The following is a 17,492-nucleotide window of genomic DNA, read 5'->3' on the forward strand; positions in this document are numbered from 1 at the left end:
CCAACTGCGGTGGCGCGCAGTGAAAAGTTCTGCGCGCCACGATGCGGGAGTCGTGATCGACCACAGCGACAACTTGCTTTTTCGACGCCAGATCAATCGCTGCGACCGCGTAGTCACGGCGCACGATGCCCCGGAACTTGCTCAACCGATCGTTGCGACGCTTGTCTCCACGACTCAAACGACTAGCCTTAGACATTGACATCCTCCTTTTGTGGTTGGGATAACCAAGCCCCTTATGACCACATCAGGAGGATGTCCCAGTTACCAGCCCTTCCAGCTATTACTAGGAGCGAGCTTGCGGAGGCCGTCACGAAGGGTCTTGGTGAGATGACGTCGCCACCCTTCGAGGCTCGTCGACCTCGACGCGCTCCTTCGTCGCTTGCTCGGCCCGGCGGCTAACGCTCCTCGCACCTCAGGGAGCAAAGGGAGGGCATCGCAGACCAGCGGTTTCGTGGTTCTTTGGGATGAGGGAGCAGAGGGGGCGGCTGCGCTTCTCGCAACTCAGCTCAGGGAGTGGAGCGGAGGGGCCGCGGCGGCGTGCACTCAGACACCCAGCGCTCGCGCGAGCAGTTCCACGTACCGATCCACATCGTTCATGACATCCGGGCTCGTGGTCACCGAGATCGCGATCCGGTCGCCGATCCCGTGTACGCCGTGAGTCAATCCCTGAGCCGGCGACAGCGCGGGAAATCCTGTGGTGAAAAGGATCTCACCGCCGTCGAGGTCGAGATCGGCGGCTCCGCGGTTCACCGACGAGACCACGGTGACGCCGGTGACCGTCGCCGGCGGGGTGTCGAGATCGAACGATCGGATCCCCCATCGGGTCAGGATCGCCGGTGTCGACTCCGACGCCCGACGCTGCGCGACCCGCAGCGGCTCCGCCTCGGCTGCTCGAGCGGCGGCGATCTCGGCGCCGATGAGTCGTACGCGCTCGCCCAGATCGTCGACGTCGACGTGCAGATCGATCCCCGCGTTGCGAAAGTGATTGCGCGCTCGACGTTCTCCGCCGCGCCCGACCGTCAGCTCCGCGCCGTACCGTCGATCCCGGTCCCCCAGATACTCCGGGAGCGCCACCGAGATCGCGGTGAGAACCGCGACCGTGACCGGCACTCCGGGTCCGCTGAGTTGGTCACGCTCGACGACCAGCACACGCAGGGTCCGCCGCGGTCCGGGCGGGACGTTCAACCGAGTCGGCGCATATCCCGCCGTTCCCGGCACGGATGCCGCGGCGAGCCGCGCCGCGCGAACCCCTCGCCACGCTGTCGTGACGAACTCGCCGGGGAATCGAAGCACTCCGCCGAGCGCCGTACCGGCGTCGACCATCAACTCGCGGAAGGGTGAACGCACCTCGGACACCGGTCGTCGTGGAGGCGCAGGAGCCGTGAACCAGTCGCGCGCGATCCGCGACATCCGACGCCCGTCACCCAGGGCGTGACAGACCTGGAGCACGACGACGACCACCGGACCCGTCGCTGCCGGGACTTCGGCGACCGGGCCGAAGAGGTGCGCCCGCCACGCCTCCCGCGTGGGATCGAGCGGTTGGGCGATGAGCCCGGCGATCTCCGTCAGACACGACGACCACGTGCGGCTCGACGCGTCCACGCGGACCTGGTCGTCGGCGGGCCGGACGGATTCCCAATACGGGCGGTCGGCGGTGCCCGGGACATCTCGTATCCGGAGGCACAGATCGTCGACGTGCGCCGCCCGCAGCCGGAGTCGCGCCGCGCAGTCCTCGATCGAACTGCGCGGCGCGGCAAAGCAATACACCAGGAACTCGTCGTTCGGGATGCGCTGCGACGTCCAGTACGACACCGCGTCCGCCGCGGCCATCCGGTGCATGGCCGCCAGCGTAGCGGCACGGCGTGCTACTTCTGTCCGGCGCTCCAGGCGTACGGCAGGTCGGTGCCGTTGAGCACGTGGTCGCCGACCGCCTGCAGCTTGAAGATCAGCGGGTTGTGCACCGAGATCACCCGGGCGTTGCGCCAGTGGCGATCCAGGCGCAGACGCTCGGAGGTGATCGACGCGCCGCCGACCTCGAACAGTTGAGTGGTCGCGTCCAGTACTGCGGGGATGACGGCGGCCTGGGCACGGGCGACATCGAATTCGACGCGGTCGAGGAGCGCGGCGTCCTCCCAGCCGGCGAGGGCGAGCTCGTCGAGCTCGTCGGCGATGTCGAGGACCAGCGTTCGCGCGGTGTAAGCCGCCGCCGACAACCGGCCGATCACCTGCTGCACCAACGGATCTTGACGCGGCAGGTCGGCGGTCGAGTGCGTGAAGGTGCGCGTGCGATTACGCACCCACTCCACGACGTCGTCGGTGGCGCGTGCCGCGATGCCCGCGAGCACCGAGAGCTGCACGAGTTGCAGGTACGACGTCGCGTAGGTGCGCCCCTCCCCGCCGTAACCCGGGCCGAGCACCCGCTCGGCCGGCACCTCGACACCAGCGAACTCGGTGGTGCCACTCGCGGTCAGGCGCTGGCCGAAGCCATCCCAGTCGTCGTGCTGGGTGACACCGTCGGCGTCGGCGTCGACGAGCACCGAGACGCGCTCCCCGTCCTGGTCTGCGGCGACGAGGATGTGATCGGAGTAGAGGCTGCCGGTGCTGTAGTACTTGGTGCCGTCGAGCCGGAACCCGCTGCCGTCGGTACTCGCCGGATCCGGGGTGAGGCGCGTCTGGTACCGGTCGATGGCGCCGACGCCGGGCTCGGTGATCGCGTTGCCGACCAGCGTCCCCTCGCCGACCTTGCGCAACCACTGCTGCGCAGCCTCGTCCGGGAGGGCGGCGAGCTGGTCCTCGACGAAAGACCAGTGCACCCGCAGGGCCTGCGGGAGATTGGACTCCGCGGCGGCCAGGTCGATGAGCAACCGGAACAGCTGACGGATCGACGCGCCATAACCGCCGAATTCCACCGGCACGCGCAACGCGCCGAACTTCGCCTCCCGTAGCCACGCGACCTCGTCGTATGCAAGCCTGCGGTCGTCCTCGCGCTGCACGGCGCCTTCGGCGATCCGGGCGAAGATCGGTGCGAACACCTCGTCGAGACGCTCGTCCGTCGTTCCGGTGGCGGGCCGGTTGGTTTGCTCGGTGGACGGCACAGTGGACGTCATCGGGGGTCCTTTCGATCGCAGACTGGTCGGCGACAGTCTGGTCGGCTCGGCACCGGCAGACCACGGTTGCAACCGCGCTGACCGCAACGCTGACGTTCCGGGCGCGTGCACCGCACACTGACGCTCCGACGCTCGTCGGCCACCTCCGATGAGACCCCGGTCACGCCATGTGTCAATGTTTGGTATGCCAACAACGCTCGTTGATATCGATCCGACCACCCCCGTCGTCGTCGGCGTGGGCCAGGCATCGGAACGCCTGACCGATCCCGGATACGAGGCGCTCGGCGAGGCCGACCTCGCCGCCCGGGCGGTGACCGCCGCATTCGCCGACGCCGGAAGCGACGTCGCCGGGTCGATCGACACGATCGCCGCGATCCGCTCGTTCGAGATCTCGAGCCCGTTGTCGTCGTCACCGCTGGGCCGACCGGACAACATGCCGCGCGCGGTCGGCAACCGGATCGGGGTGGACCCACGCCGCGCCGTGCAGGCCGTGACCGGCGGCCAGACCCCGCAGACGATGCTCACCGAACTCGCGGCGGCCATCGCCGCCGGCGACTCCGAGGGGGCCGTGGTGTTCGGCGCCGAGGTGATGTCGACGGTCCGCCACCTCATGTCCCAGCCGGAGAATCAGCGCCCGAACTTCGCCGAGGAGGTCGGCGGTCAGCTCGAGGACCGCGGCTTCGGGCTCAAGGGCATCATCTCGGTCGCCGAGATGCGGCACGGCCTCGCGTCGGTGTTGCCGCAGTACGCCCTGCTGGAGAACGCCCGCCGCCACGCCTCCGGCCTGGGCCGCGACCCCTACATCGCCACGATGGGTGAGTTGTTCGCGCCGTTCACCGAGGTCGCCGCCGCCAACCCGCACTCGGCCGCCCCGACGGCGCGCACCGCCGACGAACTCGTCACCGTCACCCCCGAGAACCGGATCGTGTCCGATCCGTTCACCCGGTACATCGTGGCGCGCGATCAGGTCAACCAGGCCGCAGCCGTGGTCGTGATGTCGGTGCGGGCCGCGCAGGCCGCCGGCATCGACCCCGCGAAATGGGTGTTCCTGCACGGTCATTCGTCGACGGTGGAACGCCCGGTCCTGGCTCGCCCCGAATTGTCCTCCGCTCCTGCGGCTCCCGCGGCGGTGCGGCATGCGCTGCAGGTCGCCGGGATCGGGCTCGACGACATCTCCGTGGTCGACATCTACAGCTGCTTCCCGATCGCGGTGTTCAACGTCCTCGACGGGATCGGCATGTCGCCCGACGATCCGCGCGGGCTGACCGTGACGGGTGGCCTGCCGTTCTTCGGCGGGCCGGGCAACAACTACTCGCTCCACGCGATCGCCGAAGTCGTCACCCGCGTCCGGCGATCGCCGGGTGACTACGGTCTCGTCGTCGCCAACGGCGGTGTGCTGAGCAAGCATGCCGCGGGTGTCTATTCGACGACGCCGGCACCGTGGCGTCCGGACACCAGCGGTCCGGTCCAGGCCGAGCTCGACGCGGTACCGACCGTTCCCACGATCGCCGACGCCGACGGCGCCGCGGTCGTCGAGACCTACACGGTCATCCCGCAGAAGAACGGCCGCCGCACCGGTGTGGTGATCGGCCGGCTGGTCGATCCGACCGTTCCGGAGGGACTCGGCGCCCGCTTCGTGGCCAATCTCGATTCCGACGACGACGAACTCTTCGACCTCCTCCTCACCGCCGAGGACCCCGTCGGCACGCCGATCGTCGTGCGGTCTTTCGACAAAGGCAATCGGGTGGCCCTGACCTCCGCGGCCATGAACTCCCGGCATCCGGTCGTCGCGCCGGCGTTCCGCGACTCCTACGAGCACGTCGAGATCCGTCGCGACGGTCGGCTGCTCGAGGTGACCATCAACCGGCCCGACGCGCGCAACGCGTTGAACCCCGCCGCGAACGCCGAACTCGACTCGATCTTCGAGGCCTATTTCGCCGATCCCGACCTGTGGGTGGCGATCTTGACGGGCAAGGGCGACAAGGCCTTCTCGGCGGGCAACGATCTCGCGGCGACCGCGGGGCCCGCCGCCCTGTCGGTGCCGAAGAACGGGTTCGCCGGACTCACCTCGCGGCGCAGCCTGCCCAAACCGGTGATCGCGGCGGTCAACGGCTTCGCGCTCGGCGGCGGCTGCGAGATCGCGATGGCCTGTCACATCGTCGTGGCCGACGAGGACGCATCGTTCGGACTGCCCGAGGTGAAGGTGGGTTTGGCGGCCGCCGCGGGCGGTCTGGTCCGCCTGCCGCGGATGGTCCCGCCCGCGCTCGCACGCGACATGATCCTGACCGGGCGTCGGATCTCCGCCGCCGAAGCCGCGGCCGCCGGACTGGTGAGCCGGATCGCCCCCGCCGGAAAGGTTCTCGAGACCGCACGCGGCGTGGCCGAGGAGATCCTGGCCGCCTCTCCGACGTCGGTACGGGCGTCGATCGCCACCATGGAACAGTCCGACGCCATCACCGACACGGTCGACGCCGTCCACGCCAGCACCTCGGTGCTCGACTCGCTCGTGATCAGCGGCGACACCCTCGAAGGGATCATGGCGTTCGTGATGAAGCGGACGCCGAACTGGAAAGGCCACTAGAGACTCATCGAAGACGAAAGCGCACGGAAAACGCGCGGATGGTCGTCGGATGCTGAACACTTGACGGCGGCCACTCCGCGCGCTCCCGCGCGTGGGTGGCCGCTGTTTCGACGTAACAGTCGTGTCCAGAAAGGCGGCACACCATGTCCGGTAGCAGTGAGGCACGCGGAACCAAGTCCTCCAAACGCACACCCCCACCACCGTCGTACCGGGTCGATCCCCCCGACTGGACACTGCCGCGGGGCACCATCGTGCTCCTCACGATCGCCGGGCTCGTCGTCGCCATCGGCGGCATCAAATCGGTGGCGTCGCTGGTCGGTCCGGTCTTTCTCGCGCTGATGCTCACCGTCGCCGTCCAACCGGTCCCGAACTGGTTGCGCAAGAAGGGCTTCCCGCGGTGGGCCGCCTTCGTGACGACAGTGCTCCTCGTCTACGGAATCCTCATCGGGCTGTTCGCGGCGCTGGTGTTCTCCGTCGCACGCCTGGCATCGATCCTGCCGCAGTACGACGACAAGTTCGACGACCTCGTCACCAGCTTCCAGAACTTCCTCACCAGCCACGGCGTCAGCCACGACAAGGTGCAGGACATGATCTCCCATGTCGACACCAGCAAGGTCGTGGGTGCCGTGACCGACGTGCTGAGCAGCACGTTCAGCGTGGCCTCGGCGCTCGTGCTCGTCCTCGCCCTGCTGCTGTTCATGGCCGCGGACTCGGTCGGTTTCGACGACCGGATGAACATCCTGGACCGGATGCGCCCCGACATCGCATCGGCCTTCCGTTCGTTCTCGCAGGGGACGCGCAGCTATCTGTGGGTGTCGACGGTCTTCGGCCTGATCGTCGCCGTGCTCGACAGCGTGGCCCTCGCATTGCTGTCCATCCCGCTCCCCATCCTCTGGGGCCTGCTGTCGTTCATCACCAACTACATCCCGAACGTCGGCTTCATCATCGGTCTGATCCCACCCGCGCTGCTCGGGCTGCTCGTCGGGGGGCCCACGAAGATGATCGTCGTCATCGTCGTCTACAGCGCGATCAACGTCATCATCCAGTCGGTCATCCAACCGAAATTCGTGGGCGACGCGGTCGGATTGTCGACCACCCTGACCTTCCTGTCCCTGCTCTTCTGGGCCTGGGCGATCGGGCCGCTGGGTGCGATCCTCGCGGTGCCGCTGACCCTGCTCGCCAAGGCCTTGCTCATCGACATCGACCCCGCCACCCGCTGGGCAGACGTGCTGCTGTCGTCGGGCGGGCAGCCGAAGAGCCCGGACCCGACCGAGGCGGGGACATCCGACGACGACACGAGAGAACCCGCGAAGACCCCGGGCGCGAAGGGTGAGGATCCGCCACCCGGATCGGCCCCGGGCGTCACACTGTAACCGGAAACGTGAGGCGGGCTACGCAGCGCGCCGATCATTGGGTAGATTCCCTTTCGACCCCAATCTGACCACAACCGTTTACAGATAGGTTGCGCACCGCTCATGGACATGAACTGGTCTCCGGACGACGCTGCGTTTCGCGACGAGGTCCGCGCGTTCCTCGACGAGAAACTGACCCCCGATCTACGCGCGGCGGGCACGCTGCGCACCAGCGTCTACTCCGACCACGAGGCCTCGATGAAGTGGCAGGCGATCCTGCACGAGCGTGGCTGGGCCGCTCCCGCGTGGCCGGTGCAGTACGGCGGATGCGACTGGTCGCAATCCCAGCATTACATCTTCAGCCGTGAGTCGATCCTCGCCGGCGCGCCGTCGCTGTCGCCGATGGGCATCCGCATGGTGTCGCACGCGATCATGGCGTTCGGCACCGACGAGCAGAAGAACTTCTTCCTGCCGGGCATCCTCGACGGCAGCGTCTTCTTCTGCCAGGGCTACTCCGAGCCCGAGTCCGGCTCCGACCTCGCGTCGCTGTCGATGGCCGCGGTCGACGACGGCGACGACCTCGTCGTCACCGGTTCCAAGATCTGGACCACCCACGCCTCCGAGGCGAACTGGATCTTCTGCCTCGTGCGGACCTCGCGCCAGGAACGCAAGCAGCAGGGCATCACGTTCGTGCTCATCGACATGAACTCGCCGGGCATCGAGGTGCAGAACCTCGTGTTCGCGTCCGGCGAGCAGGTGCAGGCGCAGGTCTTCTTCGACGGCGTGCGCGTGCCCAAGAAGAACGTCCTCGGCAAGATCGACGAGGGGTGGACCGTCGCGAAGTACCTGCTCGTCTTCGAGCGTGGCGGCGGCGCGGCCGCCCCGGCGCTACAGGTCATGGCCGAGCAGCTCGGCCGGGACGCGGCGTCGGTGACGGCGCCGAACGGCGGCCCGCTGTCGGAGGATCCGGCCTTCGCGGCCAAGCTCACCGACCTGCAGGTGCGCGCGAAGATCCTCGAGGTCCTCGAGTACCGCGCGCTCGCCGCGATGAGTTCGGGCAAGGACCCCGGCTCCATCGCGTCGATGCTGAAGATCCTCGGCACCGAACTGAGCCAGGAGATCACGACCCTCAGCCTGGAGGCCGCGGGACCGCACGGACGGGTCTTCCAGCCCCACGCCACGAAGCCGGGCGGACCCATCTTCCAGTACACCCCGCCCACCGACGGCTACGTCAGCGGCGAACCGTGGCAGGCCGTCGCGCCGCTGCACTACTTCAACGACCGCGCGGGCTCGATCTACGCCGGCAGCAACGAAATTCAACGAAACATCCTCGCCAAAGCGGCTCTGGGTCTCTGACGGGTCACAGGAGATAACCAATGGACTTCACACTCACACCCGAACAGCAACTGCTGTCCGACGGTCTCGACAAGTTCCTCGACGCGCGGTACGACCTCCAGGTAAGCCGCGACGCCGCGAAGGTCGGCGAGGGCTGGCAGCCGAAGATCTGGAAGGCCTTCGTCGAGGACCTCGGGGTCGTCGGCGCCTGTCTGCCGGAGGACATCGGCGGATTCGGCGGCGGCCCCGAAGAGCTGATGGTCGTCACCGAAGCGCTCGGGCACGCCCTCGTGGTCGAGCCGTTCGTCGACACGGTCGTGCTCGGTGCGGGCCTGCTGCACGCGACCGGCAACCCGGTCGCCCTCGAGGCCGCCGGTCGCATCGCCGAGGGCGAGGCGCTCAGCGCACTCGCCGCGCTCGAAGACGGCTCGGGCGGGGTCCTCTCCCGCATCGAGACCTCCGCCGACCGGGACGGCGACGAGTGGGTGCTCAACGGCACCAAGGCCGTCGTCACCACGGCGCCGCTCGCCGACTACCTGATCGTCAGTGCCCGCACCGTAGGCGAACCCCACGATCCCGCCGGCGTCTCGCTGTTCCTGATCGATCTCGCCGACGGCGGGCCGACGGGGCTCGAGCTGCACAAGCTGCGCACCATCGACGACCGCCAGGCCGCCGACATCACGTTCACCGACGTGCGCCTGCCCGGCGACGCGCTCATCGCCGACGAGAACGCCATCGAGATCCTCGAGAAGGCGTGGGACACCGCGACCGCCGCGGTCGTCTCCGAGGCCGTCGGCCTGATGCGCAAGGTGTTCACCGACACCGTCGAGTACTCCAAGCAGCGCGAGCAGTTCGGGGTCCCGATCGGCAGCTTCCAGGTGCTGCAGCACCGGATGGTCGACATGCATCTCGAGCTCGAACAGTCGGTCGCCGCACAGTATTTCGCGATCCTGTCCCTCGAGGGCTCCCCGGCGGAACGGGCGGCGGCGGTCTCGGCCGCCAAGGCCACCGTCAGCCGCGCCGCCCGGTTCATCGGACAGAACACGGTGCAGTTGCACGGCGGCATGGGGATGACCGAGGAGTTGGCAATCGGCCACTACTTCAAGCGTCTCACCGCGATCGAGTACGAATTCGGCACCGCGGACGCCCATCTCGCGCGTTTCGCGACCGCCACCGCGCAGATCGACGCCTGACCGCATCGTCGAATCGCCACCTCCCGGTTCCGGAGGTGGCGATTCGGCGTTCGGGCCTGACTCAGCTGTCGGTCCAGACCGGCTTCCGCTTCTGCAGGAATGCCGACATGCCCTCCTGCGCATCGCAGGTCATCGCATTGGTCGCCATCGTCTCCCCCATCTCGTCATACGCCGCCGACTCGTCGAGCTCGACCTGCCGGTAGAACGCCTGCTTGCCGATGGAGACGGTCCGCGCACTCGACCCGGCGATGTGGAGAGCCAGCTCCCGCACGGAGTTCGAGAGCTCGTCGTCGTCGACGACACCGCTRAGCAGCCCCCAGTCCGCGGCGGTCTCGGCGCCGATGGGTTCGCCGGTGAGCAGCATGTGCATGGCGCGTTTGCGTCCGATCGCGCGGGACAGCGCGACCATCGGAGTCGAGCAGAACAGCCCGATCCGCACACCCGGCGTGCTGAACCGCGCGCTGCGTCCCGCGACCGCCAAGTCACACGTCGCGACCAGTTGACACCCCGCCGCGAAGGCCATGCCGGCGACTTCGGCGATGACGGGCTGTCGCACCTCGTGGACCGTCCGCATCAGTTCCGTGCACGTCGCGAAGACGGCCCGCTCGTCGTCAAGGGTCCGGTCGACGAGTTCACCGAGGTCGTGCCCGGCGGAGAACGCGGGTCCGAGCGCCCGGATCACGATGACCCGCACGCGCGGATCGTCGTCGAAGTCCCGAAGCGCGGCGGTGATGGCGCGCATCGTGCTCGTGGACAACGGGTTACGACGCCGCGCGTCCCCCAGCGTGATCACCCCGAGTGGTTCGGCGATCTCCGTCGACACCGCCTCGTGCAGAATTTGTTCGGTCATGCCCCGACACTATGCAGTGCCGCGGGAATACGACGTCGGATCGATCGTTGTGTCTCCTCGTGACCAGTACCGCGCTCTTCGAACCGATCACCCTCCGCGATGTCGCGATCCCCAACCGGATCTGGCTCGCCCCGATGTGCCAGTACAGCTGCTTCGCCGGCGACGGGGTGCCCACCGACTGGCACCTGACGCATCTCGGTTCCCGAGCTGCCGGCGGCTTCGGACTGATCCTCACCGAGGCGGCGGCCGTGGTGCCCGAAGGTCGGATCAGCGCACACGACGCCGGTCTGTGGAACGACGACCAGGCCGCGGCCTGGGGACGCATCGTCGACTTCGTCCACTCGCAGGGCTCGGTCATCGGCACCCAGCTCGCCCACGCCGGCCGCAAGGCCTCCACCTACGCACCGTTCGACGACCGCTCCGGCGCCATTCCGCTCGACGACGGCGGCTGGACGACATTCGGCCCGTCCGACGTCGCCTTCGAGGGACTGCCCGCCCCCACCGCCATGACGACCGAGCAGATCGCCGAGGTCGTGGACGCGTTCGCACAGGCCGCCCGTCGCGCCGACGACGCCGGGTTCGACGTCGTCGAGATCCACGCGGCGCATGGCTACCTGCTGCATCAGTTCCTCTCCCCGTTCTCGAACCGGCGCACCGACGCCTACGGTGGCGACTTCGAGGGACGTACGAGGCTGACCCTCGAGGTCGTGGACGCGGTCCGCGCGGTGTGGCCGTCGTCGAAGCCGCTGTTCGTCCGGGTGTCCGGCACCGAATGGACCGAGGGTGGGTGGGATGTGGATGACTCCGCCCGTCTCGCCGCCCTCCTCGCCGGCCGCGGTGTCGACCTCGTGGACGTCTCCTCGGGTGGCAACGTCCTCGCCGACATCCCCGTCGCACCCGGCTACCAGGTCGACCTCGCCCGGTCGATCCACCGCCAGTCGGGTGTGCCCACCGCCGCCGTCGGCCTCATCACCGAACCCGATCAGGCCGAGAAGGTCGCCGGCGACGACGACATCGCCGCCGTCTTCTTCGGACGCGTCGCGCTGCGGGAGCCGTCCTGGCCGCTGCGCGCCGCACACGAGTTGGGCATCGACAAGCGCGAGGCGCCGTATCCGCCGCAATATCAACGCGGTTCATGGCACTGAGCCCGGTCCCCGCTCCCTGAGGAGGCCCGGAGCTTGCGGAGGGCCGTCACGAAGGGTCTCGTCACACCGGCCGCGGCGTCACCAGCGCGAGGGACGCCGCGGTTGCCGGCTCGATGATCGATGCGAGCGGGGCGCCGGATTCGACGGCACCGGCGGTCAGCTCCCGGAAGCCACCCCACAGGAAGATCGCGCGCTGACGGTCCATCGGCACCACCCCCGCCGCGGCCATCGTCGGGGTCGAGGTGAGGCCGACGAAGAGTTCGATCCACGCTTCCAGGGCCTCGTCCTTGACCGCCTGGGCGGCGCTGCCGAGCGCGGGCAACTCGCGGATCCAGCTCAGCGTGAGACCCGGATACCGCTCACTCGCTGCAACATATGACGACACCGCTTGTCGCACTTGCTCTTCGATGGAGGCTTCCGCATCCACGCGCCGCGCGATCTCGGCGATCATGAACTCGTTGGTCACCGTCAGCAGCGCAAAAAAGCATGACTGCTTGTCGGCGAACTCTTGGTAGAACGACCGCCTCGAGGTCCGCGCGACCCGCACGATGTCGGCGACCGTGGTGTCGCGGTAACCCGCCTCGACGATGCACTCGAGCATCGCCGCGAGCAGCCGGTCCCGGCTCGATGCGCCCGCCGACGAGGTCAACCAGGGCGCCGGGAGCGAAGCGAGCGGGCCCGATGTCGCAGGCGCCGGGAGCGAAGCGAGCGGGCCCGATTCAGTCACGCCTTCGAGCATAGGCCCTTGTCTCGCCCGGTACGTGAGCGTACCGTCGGGTGGTACGTAGACGTACCACCCGCTACGGCGAGAGGACCCCACTGGTGAACACCCCGACCCTGAGCGGTGAGGCGGTTCTGCCGCCCACCACGTCGATCCCGTCCACCATCCAGGGGCTCGGCGCGGTCGTGTCGCGGCGACACTTCTTTCGATATCTCCACGACCGGCACGGCTCGGCCTTCACCGTGAACCTGCCCGTCTTCGGCCCTTCCGTCGTCATCTCCGATGCCGCGATGGCGCGCGAGCTGTTCACCGCCGGCGACCAGGTCGAGAACGTCCAGCCCAACCTCGGCCGCATACTCGGCACCGGATCGATGTTCGCGCTGGAGGGCGCCCGACACCGCGCCCGGCGCAAACTGCTCACCCCGCCGTTGCACGGCAAGCCGATTCGGTCGTACGAACAGATGGTGGTCGACGAGGTTCGCGCCGAATCAGCGTCCTGGCCCACCGGGGTCGAGTTCGCCTCCATCGAACCGATGATGCGCATCACCCTGAACGTCATCCTCCGCGCGGTTTTCGGCGCCGAGGGCAGCGAGCTGGACCGACTCCGCGACATGATCCCACCGATGGTGACCGTCGGTTCGCGCGCCGCGACGGTACCCCCACTCCCACGCCTTTTCCGGCCGATCGACCCCAATCACCGGTACGCGCGACGCAACGCCGAATACCGAGATTACGTCGGCGGGCTGATCACGAAGGCGCGCAACGATTCTCGCCTGGATGAGCGCACCGACATCCTTGCGATCATGCTGCGCAGCACCTACGACGACGGCAGTCCGATGACCGACGACGAGATCGCCGAGGAACTGGCCACGATGCTCGCTGCCGGACACGAGACCACGGCGACGACCCTTGCGTGGGCGCTCGAGCGGCTGCGCCGGCACCCCGAGGTGGTGCGCGAACTGGTGGCCGAGGTGGACGCCGGTGGCTCCGACTACCGCCACGCCACCATCCTGGAGGTCCAGCGCAGCCGACCCGTCATCGACTTCGCCGGCCGGCATGTCGTCGCCGAGCATCTCGACCTCGGCAAGTGGCGGATCCCGAAGGGATACAACGTCCTCGTCTCGATCGCACTCCTCCACGACGACAGCAGCGAATTCGCCCGGCCCGAGGTCTTCGACCCGACCCGTTTCCTGGGCACCAAGCCTCCGGCGGCATGGCTGCCGTTCGGCGGCGGCACGCGGCGGTGCATCGGGGCGGCATTCGCGACCATGGAGATGGACGTGACCCTGCGGACACTGCTGGCGGACTTCGAACTGATGCTGACCAGCGCCAGGTCCGAACGCTGGTTCTCGCGCGGGGTGGCGTATGCCCCGTCCCGCGGTGGTCGTATCGCTGTCGTTCCGCGCTGACCCCCGCTCGACGCCCGGGGGCCGACGTGACGAGCCCCACATTCACGCTGTGACCTTCGTCATCGAACGCGGCCGAACATCGGCGACGGCGAGCTCCCGCCGAATTGCGGTATGCGCTGCGAATTCGCCGTAAAGCTAACAGCGTTATCTCGGCGTTATCCGAATCGCCCAGGTCACGGACTCGACGTGACCAAGCCGTTACCCAACCCGTATGGTCGCCCACGGTCCGAGATCAACCGCCCTGCCAACCCCGGGGTGGTGAGGAGGAACGAAGACCATGCGAATGACCAAGACCCACATGACCAAGCTCGTCGCCCGCGCCGCCATCGTCGGCGCACTGACTGCCGCCCCCTTCGGGATGCTGGCGTCCACCGCGCACGCAGCAGGCGGCAACTGGGACGCGGTCGCTCAATGCGAGAGCGGCGGCAACTGGGCCATCAACACCGGCAACGGCTACTACGGTGGCCTCCAGTTCTCGATGAGCACCTGGCAGGCCAACGGCGGAACCGGTAACCCGGCCGACGCCTCGCGCGAGGAGCAGATCCGCGTCGCGGAGAACGTGCTCGCCACCCAGGGCCCCGGCGCCTGGCCGGTGTGCGGCGCCAACCTCTGACGCAGGCACCGGCGCAGCACGTGCCGTCAGGCCGTGCAGTCATTGACACGACGAGGCCGGCGGGTCCTTTTCAGGACTCGCCGGCCTTGTTGCGTCTGCCGCTGTCTACGGCGTGGGCGCGGCGTCGTCGCCGCTGTCCCCGATCGTCGTGTCCAACGCACTCACCGCGATGCCGTACGGCAGGAACCGCACGTTGCGTCGTGGATCGGTGTTGGTCTTGTTGGCGCGCAGGGCCTCGAGTTCGGTCGCGTAGACCTGCTCGACGCGGGCACCGCCGTCGTCGTCGACGACGAACACCGCCCAGACACCCGAGCCGGCCTCACCGGTGGTCTCCTCACGGGGCTTGGTGCGAGTGCGGCCGCGGGCGGCCTCGTCGAAGAACATCGAGAAGGCTGCCGGTCCGGCCTGACCCTCGAAGAGCTTGCCGAACACGTCGCGCAGTCCGTCACCGGCTTCGCGCGCAAATCGGTCGAAGTCCTCGGGGCCGAAATTGAACGGTCCGCCGGAGCCGCTGTTGTCGGTCATGATGTTCCTTCCTCCGGCCACCCTGACGAGCCGCCGGTCAACGCTGTCCAGTGTCCTCAGGAATCAGTGGCTCCGCCACTCCGGTCCTCAGGAATCAGTGGCTCCGCCACTCCGGTCTTCAGGAATCAGCGGTTCCGCCACCCGCAGTCTCCGTCTCGTCGAGCCGCTGATGGAGGCGTGCCCGGACATCGTCGGCCGAATAGGACTTCCGCTGCCGCTGGTCACGCGCGACCATCACCCCGCCGGTGGCCACCCCGACCGCGCCCGCCAATCCCAGCCATTTCCACAGGTTCCTCATGCGGGCAGGATAGGTCGCGCGGGCGTCGTGCGTGCTCCGGACGCATTAGCCTGCTCTCGTGCCCACCAGCAGAATTCTCCTCGGCCGAGACCGCGCCGACGCCGGCATCTCGTTGACCGACGCACTCGACGCCACCCGCACCGGCGACATCTGGCTCTTCCGCGGCCATTCCGGACCGGACCGGGCCATCCGCACCCTGACCAACGCTCCCGTGAACCATGTCGCGATGGCGGTCTGCATCGACGATCTGCCACCGCTGCTGTGGCACGCAGAGCTCGGCGATCGGCTGACCGACGTGTGGACCGGATCGAATCATCGCGGCGTGCAGCTACACGACGCTCGAGAAGCCGCGGAGCAGTGGATGATCCGCTACAAGCAGGCGTGCTGGTTCCGACAGCTCACGCCGGAGGTCTCCCCGGATCAGGAGAACGCTCTCCTCAAGGTGATCGCCGAACTCGACGGGACGCCGTTCCCGACCACCGCGCGCCTGGCCGGCCGGTGGTTTCGCGGCCGGGTGCCCAACTCGACCGACCTCGTCCGGGGCATCCCCTACCTCGACCGCAAGGTCCGTCAACGACGCGACGAACGGCAGCAGCGGAAAAGCCAGAACACCGAGGGCGTCGGATTAGAAGCCGCCTACTGCGCCGAGGTGGTGGCCATCACCTATCGGGAGATGGGCATCCTCGACGCGTCCAAGGACTCCAACTGGTTCGACCCCGGGCGATTCTGGAGCGGCGACAATCTCCCCCTCCACGCGCCGCACGAACTCACCCCCGAGATCGGAGTCCGGCTGGACTGACGACGGCGCGGACCGGGCCGACCCTCATCTCCCTCCGAAGGCCCGGAGCGTCGCCTCGACGAGTGCGTCGGCGTAGATGTCGGTCAGCGGGCCGCTGCGGTGCAACCACCGCTGGAACAACGGGGCGTAGAGCATCTCCAGAAACAGGTCGAGGTCGGTGTCGGGGGGCAGCTGGCCCGCCCGCTCGGCCGTGCGAAGCCGAGCCTTCTTGGCGTCGTCCAGCGGTCGCGACAGCTTCTCCCGGTACTCCGCCGCAAGGTCGGCGTCATTCGCGATCTCCGTGTTCACCGCCCGGATCAGGCGATCGAAGGACGGATCGGCGAACTCTGCCACCGTCTCCCGCATGACCTGTTTCAGGTCCGCCTCGAGATCTCCGGTGTCCGGCAGTTCGACCGACTGCCCGTCGGCCCCCTCGCTCAGTGCGAGCACCGCTGCGAAGACGACCGCGCTCTTCGACGGCCACCGTCGATAGATCGTCTGTTTGCCGACACCGGCCCGGGCCGCGATCGCCTCCACCGTGACCTTGTCGTATGACTGCTCCACGACCAGGGCTCGGGTCGCTTCGAGGATCGCCTGGCGAGACCGCTCTCTGCGGCGTGAGTGATCGGGACCTGCAGCTGTCGTCATGGGTCGAGCCTAGTTCATGAAACGAGACGTTGCGTTTGACATGCGAGGCGGACTTGGCCATAGTCATTCTGAGACGGACCGTTCCGTTTACTTAGGAGGAAATTCGATGATCGACGCACGGGTCTGGTTCATCACCGGCGCATCCCGCGGACTCGGACGCGCGTTCACCGAAGCGGCACTTGCCGCCGGCGACGAGGTCGTGGCCGTCGCCCGCAACATCGAACCGCTGGCGTCGCTGGCCACGCGACATCCCGATCAACTCCATCCCCTGTCGCTCGACGTCACGGACCGGCAGGCCGTGTTCGACGGCGTCGATGCAGCGGTCACCGCGTTCGGCCGACTCGACATCGTCGTCAACAACGCCGGCGGAATGCTCTACGGGATGGTCGAGGAAGCCACCGAGGCCCAGATCAGGGCGCACCTCGACCTGAACTTCTTCGGTGCCGTCTGGGTCGCGCAAGCCGTGCTGCCCCACCTGCGCGCCGGCGGCGGCGGACGCCTGCTGCAGGTGACGTCGATGGGCAGCGGCGGAGGAATGGCCACCGTCGGCTTCTACGGAGCGGGCAAGGCCGCGCTCGACTCGGTCAGTGAGGCGCTGGCGATGGAGGCCGAGCAATTCGGCGTCAAGGTCACCATCCTGCAGATGGGCGGTTACGACACCGGGTTGTTCACTGCCGGTACGACGAACACCGAACCGATGCCGGAGTATCGGGACCTGCGAGCCGAGATGGAATCGTCGTGGGGTGACGACGCCGGACCTCCGCCGACCACGGCCGCGCCGGTCATCCTGGAACTCGTGGCGCTCCCCGACCCGCCTCGGCGCCTGATCGTCGGCAGCCAGTCGTTCGACCACGTGCTCGAGATGGACCGCGCACGTGACCGGGACTACCACAAGTGGGAGCACCTCAGCCGGCAGGCGCCCGGCTGAGGTGGCCCG

General features: G+C 68.2%; 17 protein-coding genes. 9 read left to right on the plus strand and 8 right to left on the minus strand.

From position 1 onward, the window contains the following. The 3 genes from A9310_RS26140 to A9310_RS13285 all read right to left on the minus strand — a co-directional run. On the minus strand, positions 1–196 hold a 196-nt coding region (locus A9310_RS26140; RefSeq protein WP_217492959.1), incomplete at its 3' end, for a hypothetical protein. A gap of 347 nt (positions 197–543) precedes the next feature. Next, positions 544–1,839: a WS/DGAT domain-containing protein gene (locus A9310_RS13280; RefSeq protein ID WP_065631036.1), complete on the minus strand. Its 1,296-nt coding sequence runs from the start codon at positions 1,837–1,839 to the stop codon at positions 544–546. Between the two features lie 26 nt (positions 1,840–1,865). Further along, positions 1,866–3,107, minus strand: coding sequence for an acyl-CoA dehydrogenase family protein (locus A9310_RS13285; protein ID WP_065631037.1), 1,242 nt, complete (start codon positions 3,105–3,107; stop codon positions 1,866–1,868). Positions 3,108–3,291: 184 nt separating this feature from the next. Here A9310_RS13285 and A9310_RS13290 point away from each other — a divergent pair, with 184 nt between their 5' ends. The 4 genes from A9310_RS13290 to A9310_RS13305 all read left to right on the plus strand — a co-directional run bounded on the left by A9310_RS13290 (position 3,292) and on the right by A9310_RS13305 (position 9,568). Continuing rightward, positions 3,292–5,688, plus strand: a complete 2,397-nt coding sequence (locus tag A9310_RS13290) for an acetyl-CoA acetyltransferase (protein ID WP_065631038.1) — start codon at positions 3,292–3,294, stop codon at positions 5,686–5,688. A gap of 143 nt (positions 5,689–5,831) precedes the next feature. After that, entirely contained in the window at positions 5,832–7,061 is a 1,230-nt protein-coding gene (locus A9310_RS13295) for an AI-2E family transporter (RefSeq protein WP_065631039.1), read from the plus strand. Positions 7,062–7,163: 102 nt separating this feature from the next. Further along, positions 7,164–8,396: an acyl-CoA dehydrogenase family protein gene (locus tag A9310_RS13300; RefSeq protein ID WP_065631040.1), complete on the plus strand. Its 1,233-nt coding sequence runs from the start codon at positions 7,164–7,166 to the stop codon at positions 8,394–8,396. 20 nt (positions 8,397–8,416) lie between these two features. Beyond that, positions 8,417–9,568, plus strand: coding sequence for an acyl-CoA dehydrogenase family protein (locus tag A9310_RS13305; RefSeq protein WP_065631041.1), 1,152 nt, complete (start codon positions 8,417–8,419; stop codon positions 9,566–9,568). A 61-nt stretch (positions 9,569–9,629) separates the two neighbouring features. On the opposite strand, the gene A9310_RS13310 is transcribed toward A9310_RS13305, so the two are convergent. Next, complete coding sequence (locus A9310_RS13310) at positions 9,630–10,418, minus strand: enoyl-CoA hydratase (protein ID WP_065631042.1); 789 nt, start codon at positions 10,416–10,418, stop codon at positions 9,630–9,632. Between the two features lie 59 nt (positions 10,419–10,477). On the opposite strand from A9310_RS13310, the gene A9310_RS13315 reads away from it, so the two are divergent. Beyond that, on the plus strand, positions 10,478–11,563 hold the full coding sequence (locus A9310_RS13315; protein ID WP_065631043.1) for an NADH:flavin oxidoreductase/NADH oxidase: 1,086 nt from the start codon (positions 10,478–10,480) through the stop codon (positions 11,561–11,563). 61 nt (positions 11,564–11,624) lie between these two features. Here A9310_RS13315 and A9310_RS13320 read toward each other — a convergent pair whose 3' ends face one another. Continuing rightward, positions 11,625–12,164 (minus strand): TetR/AcrR family transcriptional regulator, encoded by a 540-nt coding sequence (locus tag A9310_RS13320; protein ID WP_065631083.1) that lies wholly within the window; start codon positions 12,162–12,164, stop codon positions 11,625–11,627. Positions 12,165–12,385: 221 nt separating this feature from the next. On the opposite strand from A9310_RS13320, the gene A9310_RS13325 reads away from it, so the two are divergent. After that, the gene (locus A9310_RS13325; protein WP_058252501.1) at positions 12,386–13,693 is read left to right on the plus strand and encodes a cytochrome P450; all 1,308 of its coding nucleotides are present in this window, start codon (positions 12,386–12,388) and stop codon (positions 13,691–13,693) included. Positions 13,694–13,970: 277 nt separating this feature from the next. Continuing rightward, positions 13,971–14,306, plus strand: a complete 336-nt coding sequence (locus A9310_RS13330; RefSeq protein WP_058252500.1) for a transglycosylase family protein — start codon at positions 13,971–13,973, stop codon at positions 14,304–14,306. 105 nt (positions 14,307–14,411) lie between these two features. Here A9310_RS13330 and A9310_RS13335 read toward each other — a convergent pair whose 3' ends face one another. Both A9310_RS13335 and A9310_RS13340 read right to left on the minus strand, forming a co-directional pair. Then, positions 14,412–14,831 carry a hypothetical protein gene (locus A9310_RS13335; RefSeq protein WP_058252499.1) on the minus strand — a complete coding sequence of 140 codons (420 nt, stop codon included), beginning with the start codon at positions 14,829–14,831 and terminating at the stop codon, positions 14,412–14,414. A 118-nt stretch (positions 14,832–14,949) separates the two neighbouring features. Continuing rightward, complete coding sequence (locus A9310_RS13340) at positions 14,950–15,129, minus strand: hypothetical protein (RefSeq protein WP_065631044.1); 180 nt, start codon at positions 15,127–15,129, stop codon at positions 14,950–14,952. A 58-nt stretch (positions 15,130–15,187) separates the two neighbouring features. On the opposite strand from A9310_RS13340, the gene A9310_RS13345 reads away from it, so the two are divergent. Beyond that, complete coding sequence (locus A9310_RS13345; RefSeq protein ID WP_065631045.1) at positions 15,188–15,928, plus strand: guanylate cyclase; 741 nt, start codon at positions 15,188–15,190, stop codon at positions 15,926–15,928. Between the two features lie 24 nt (positions 15,929–15,952). Here the strand turns inward: A9310_RS13345 and A9310_RS13350 are convergent, their stop codons facing one another. After that, positions 15,953–16,555 (minus strand): TetR/AcrR family transcriptional regulator, encoded by a 603-nt coding sequence (locus A9310_RS13350; RefSeq protein ID WP_065631046.1) that lies wholly within the window; start codon positions 16,553–16,555, stop codon positions 15,953–15,955. A gap of 106 nt (positions 16,556–16,661) precedes the next feature. On the opposite strand from A9310_RS13350, the gene A9310_RS13355 reads away from it, so the two are divergent. Further along, entirely contained in the window at positions 16,662–17,483 is an 822-nt protein-coding gene (locus tag A9310_RS13355; protein ID WP_065631047.1) for an SDR family NAD(P)-dependent oxidoreductase, read from the plus strand. Positions 17,484–17,492 lie beyond the last annotated feature (9 nt).

It is taken from the genome of Gordonia sp. UCD-TK1, assembly GCF_001691435.1.
Taxonomy (GTDB): Bacteria; Actinomycetota; Actinomycetes; order Mycobacteriales; family Mycobacteriaceae; genus Gordonia; species Gordonia hongkongensis.

Excerpts from the sequence above, each read along its gene's own strand:
- A9310_RS13280 (WP_065631036.1), bottom strand. The coding sequence starts at position 1,839 with ATGCACCGGATGGCCGCGGCGGACGCGGTGTCGTACTGGACGTCGCAG.
- A9310_RS13285 (WP_065631037.1), bottom strand. The coding sequence starts at position 3,107 with ATGACGTCCACTGTGCCGTCCACCGAGCAAACCAACCGGCCCGCCACC.
- A9310_RS13290 (WP_065631038.1), top strand. The coding sequence starts at position 3,292 with ATGCCAACAACGCTCGTTGATATCGATCCGACCACCCCCGTCGTCGTC.
- A9310_RS13295 (WP_065631039.1), top strand. The coding sequence starts at position 5,832 with ATGTCCGGTAGCAGTGAGGCACGCGGAACCAAGTCCTCCAAACGCACA.
- A9310_RS13300 (WP_065631040.1), top strand. The coding sequence starts at position 7,164 with ATGGACATGAACTGGTCTCCGGACGACGCTGCGTTTCGCGACGAGGTC.
- A9310_RS13305 (WP_065631041.1), top strand. The coding sequence starts at position 8,417 with ATGGACTTCACACTCACACCCGAACAGCAACTGCTGTCCGACGGTCTC.
- A9310_RS13320 (WP_065631083.1), bottom strand. The coding sequence starts at position 12,164 with ATGCTCGAGTGCATCGTCGAGGCGGGTTACCGCGACACCACGGTCGCC.
- A9310_RS13330 (WP_058252500.1), top strand. The coding sequence starts at position 13,971 with ATGCGAATGACCAAGACCCACATGACCAAGCTCGTCGCCCGCGCCGCC.
- A9310_RS13335 (WP_058252499.1), bottom strand. The coding sequence starts at position 14,831 with ATGACCGACAACAGCGGCTCCGGCGGACCGTTCAATTTCGGCCCCGAG.
- A9310_RS13340 (WP_065631044.1), bottom strand. The coding sequence starts at position 15,129 with ATGAGGAACCTGTGGAAATGGCTGGGATTGGCGGGCGCGGTCGGGGTG.
- A9310_RS13350 (WP_065631046.1), bottom strand. The coding sequence starts at position 16,555 with ATGACGACAGCTGCAGGTCCCGATCACTCACGCCGCAGAGAGCGGTCT.
- A9310_RS13355 (WP_065631047.1), top strand. The coding sequence starts at position 16,662 with ATGATCGACGCACGGGTCTGGTTCATCACCGGCGCATCCCGCGGACTC.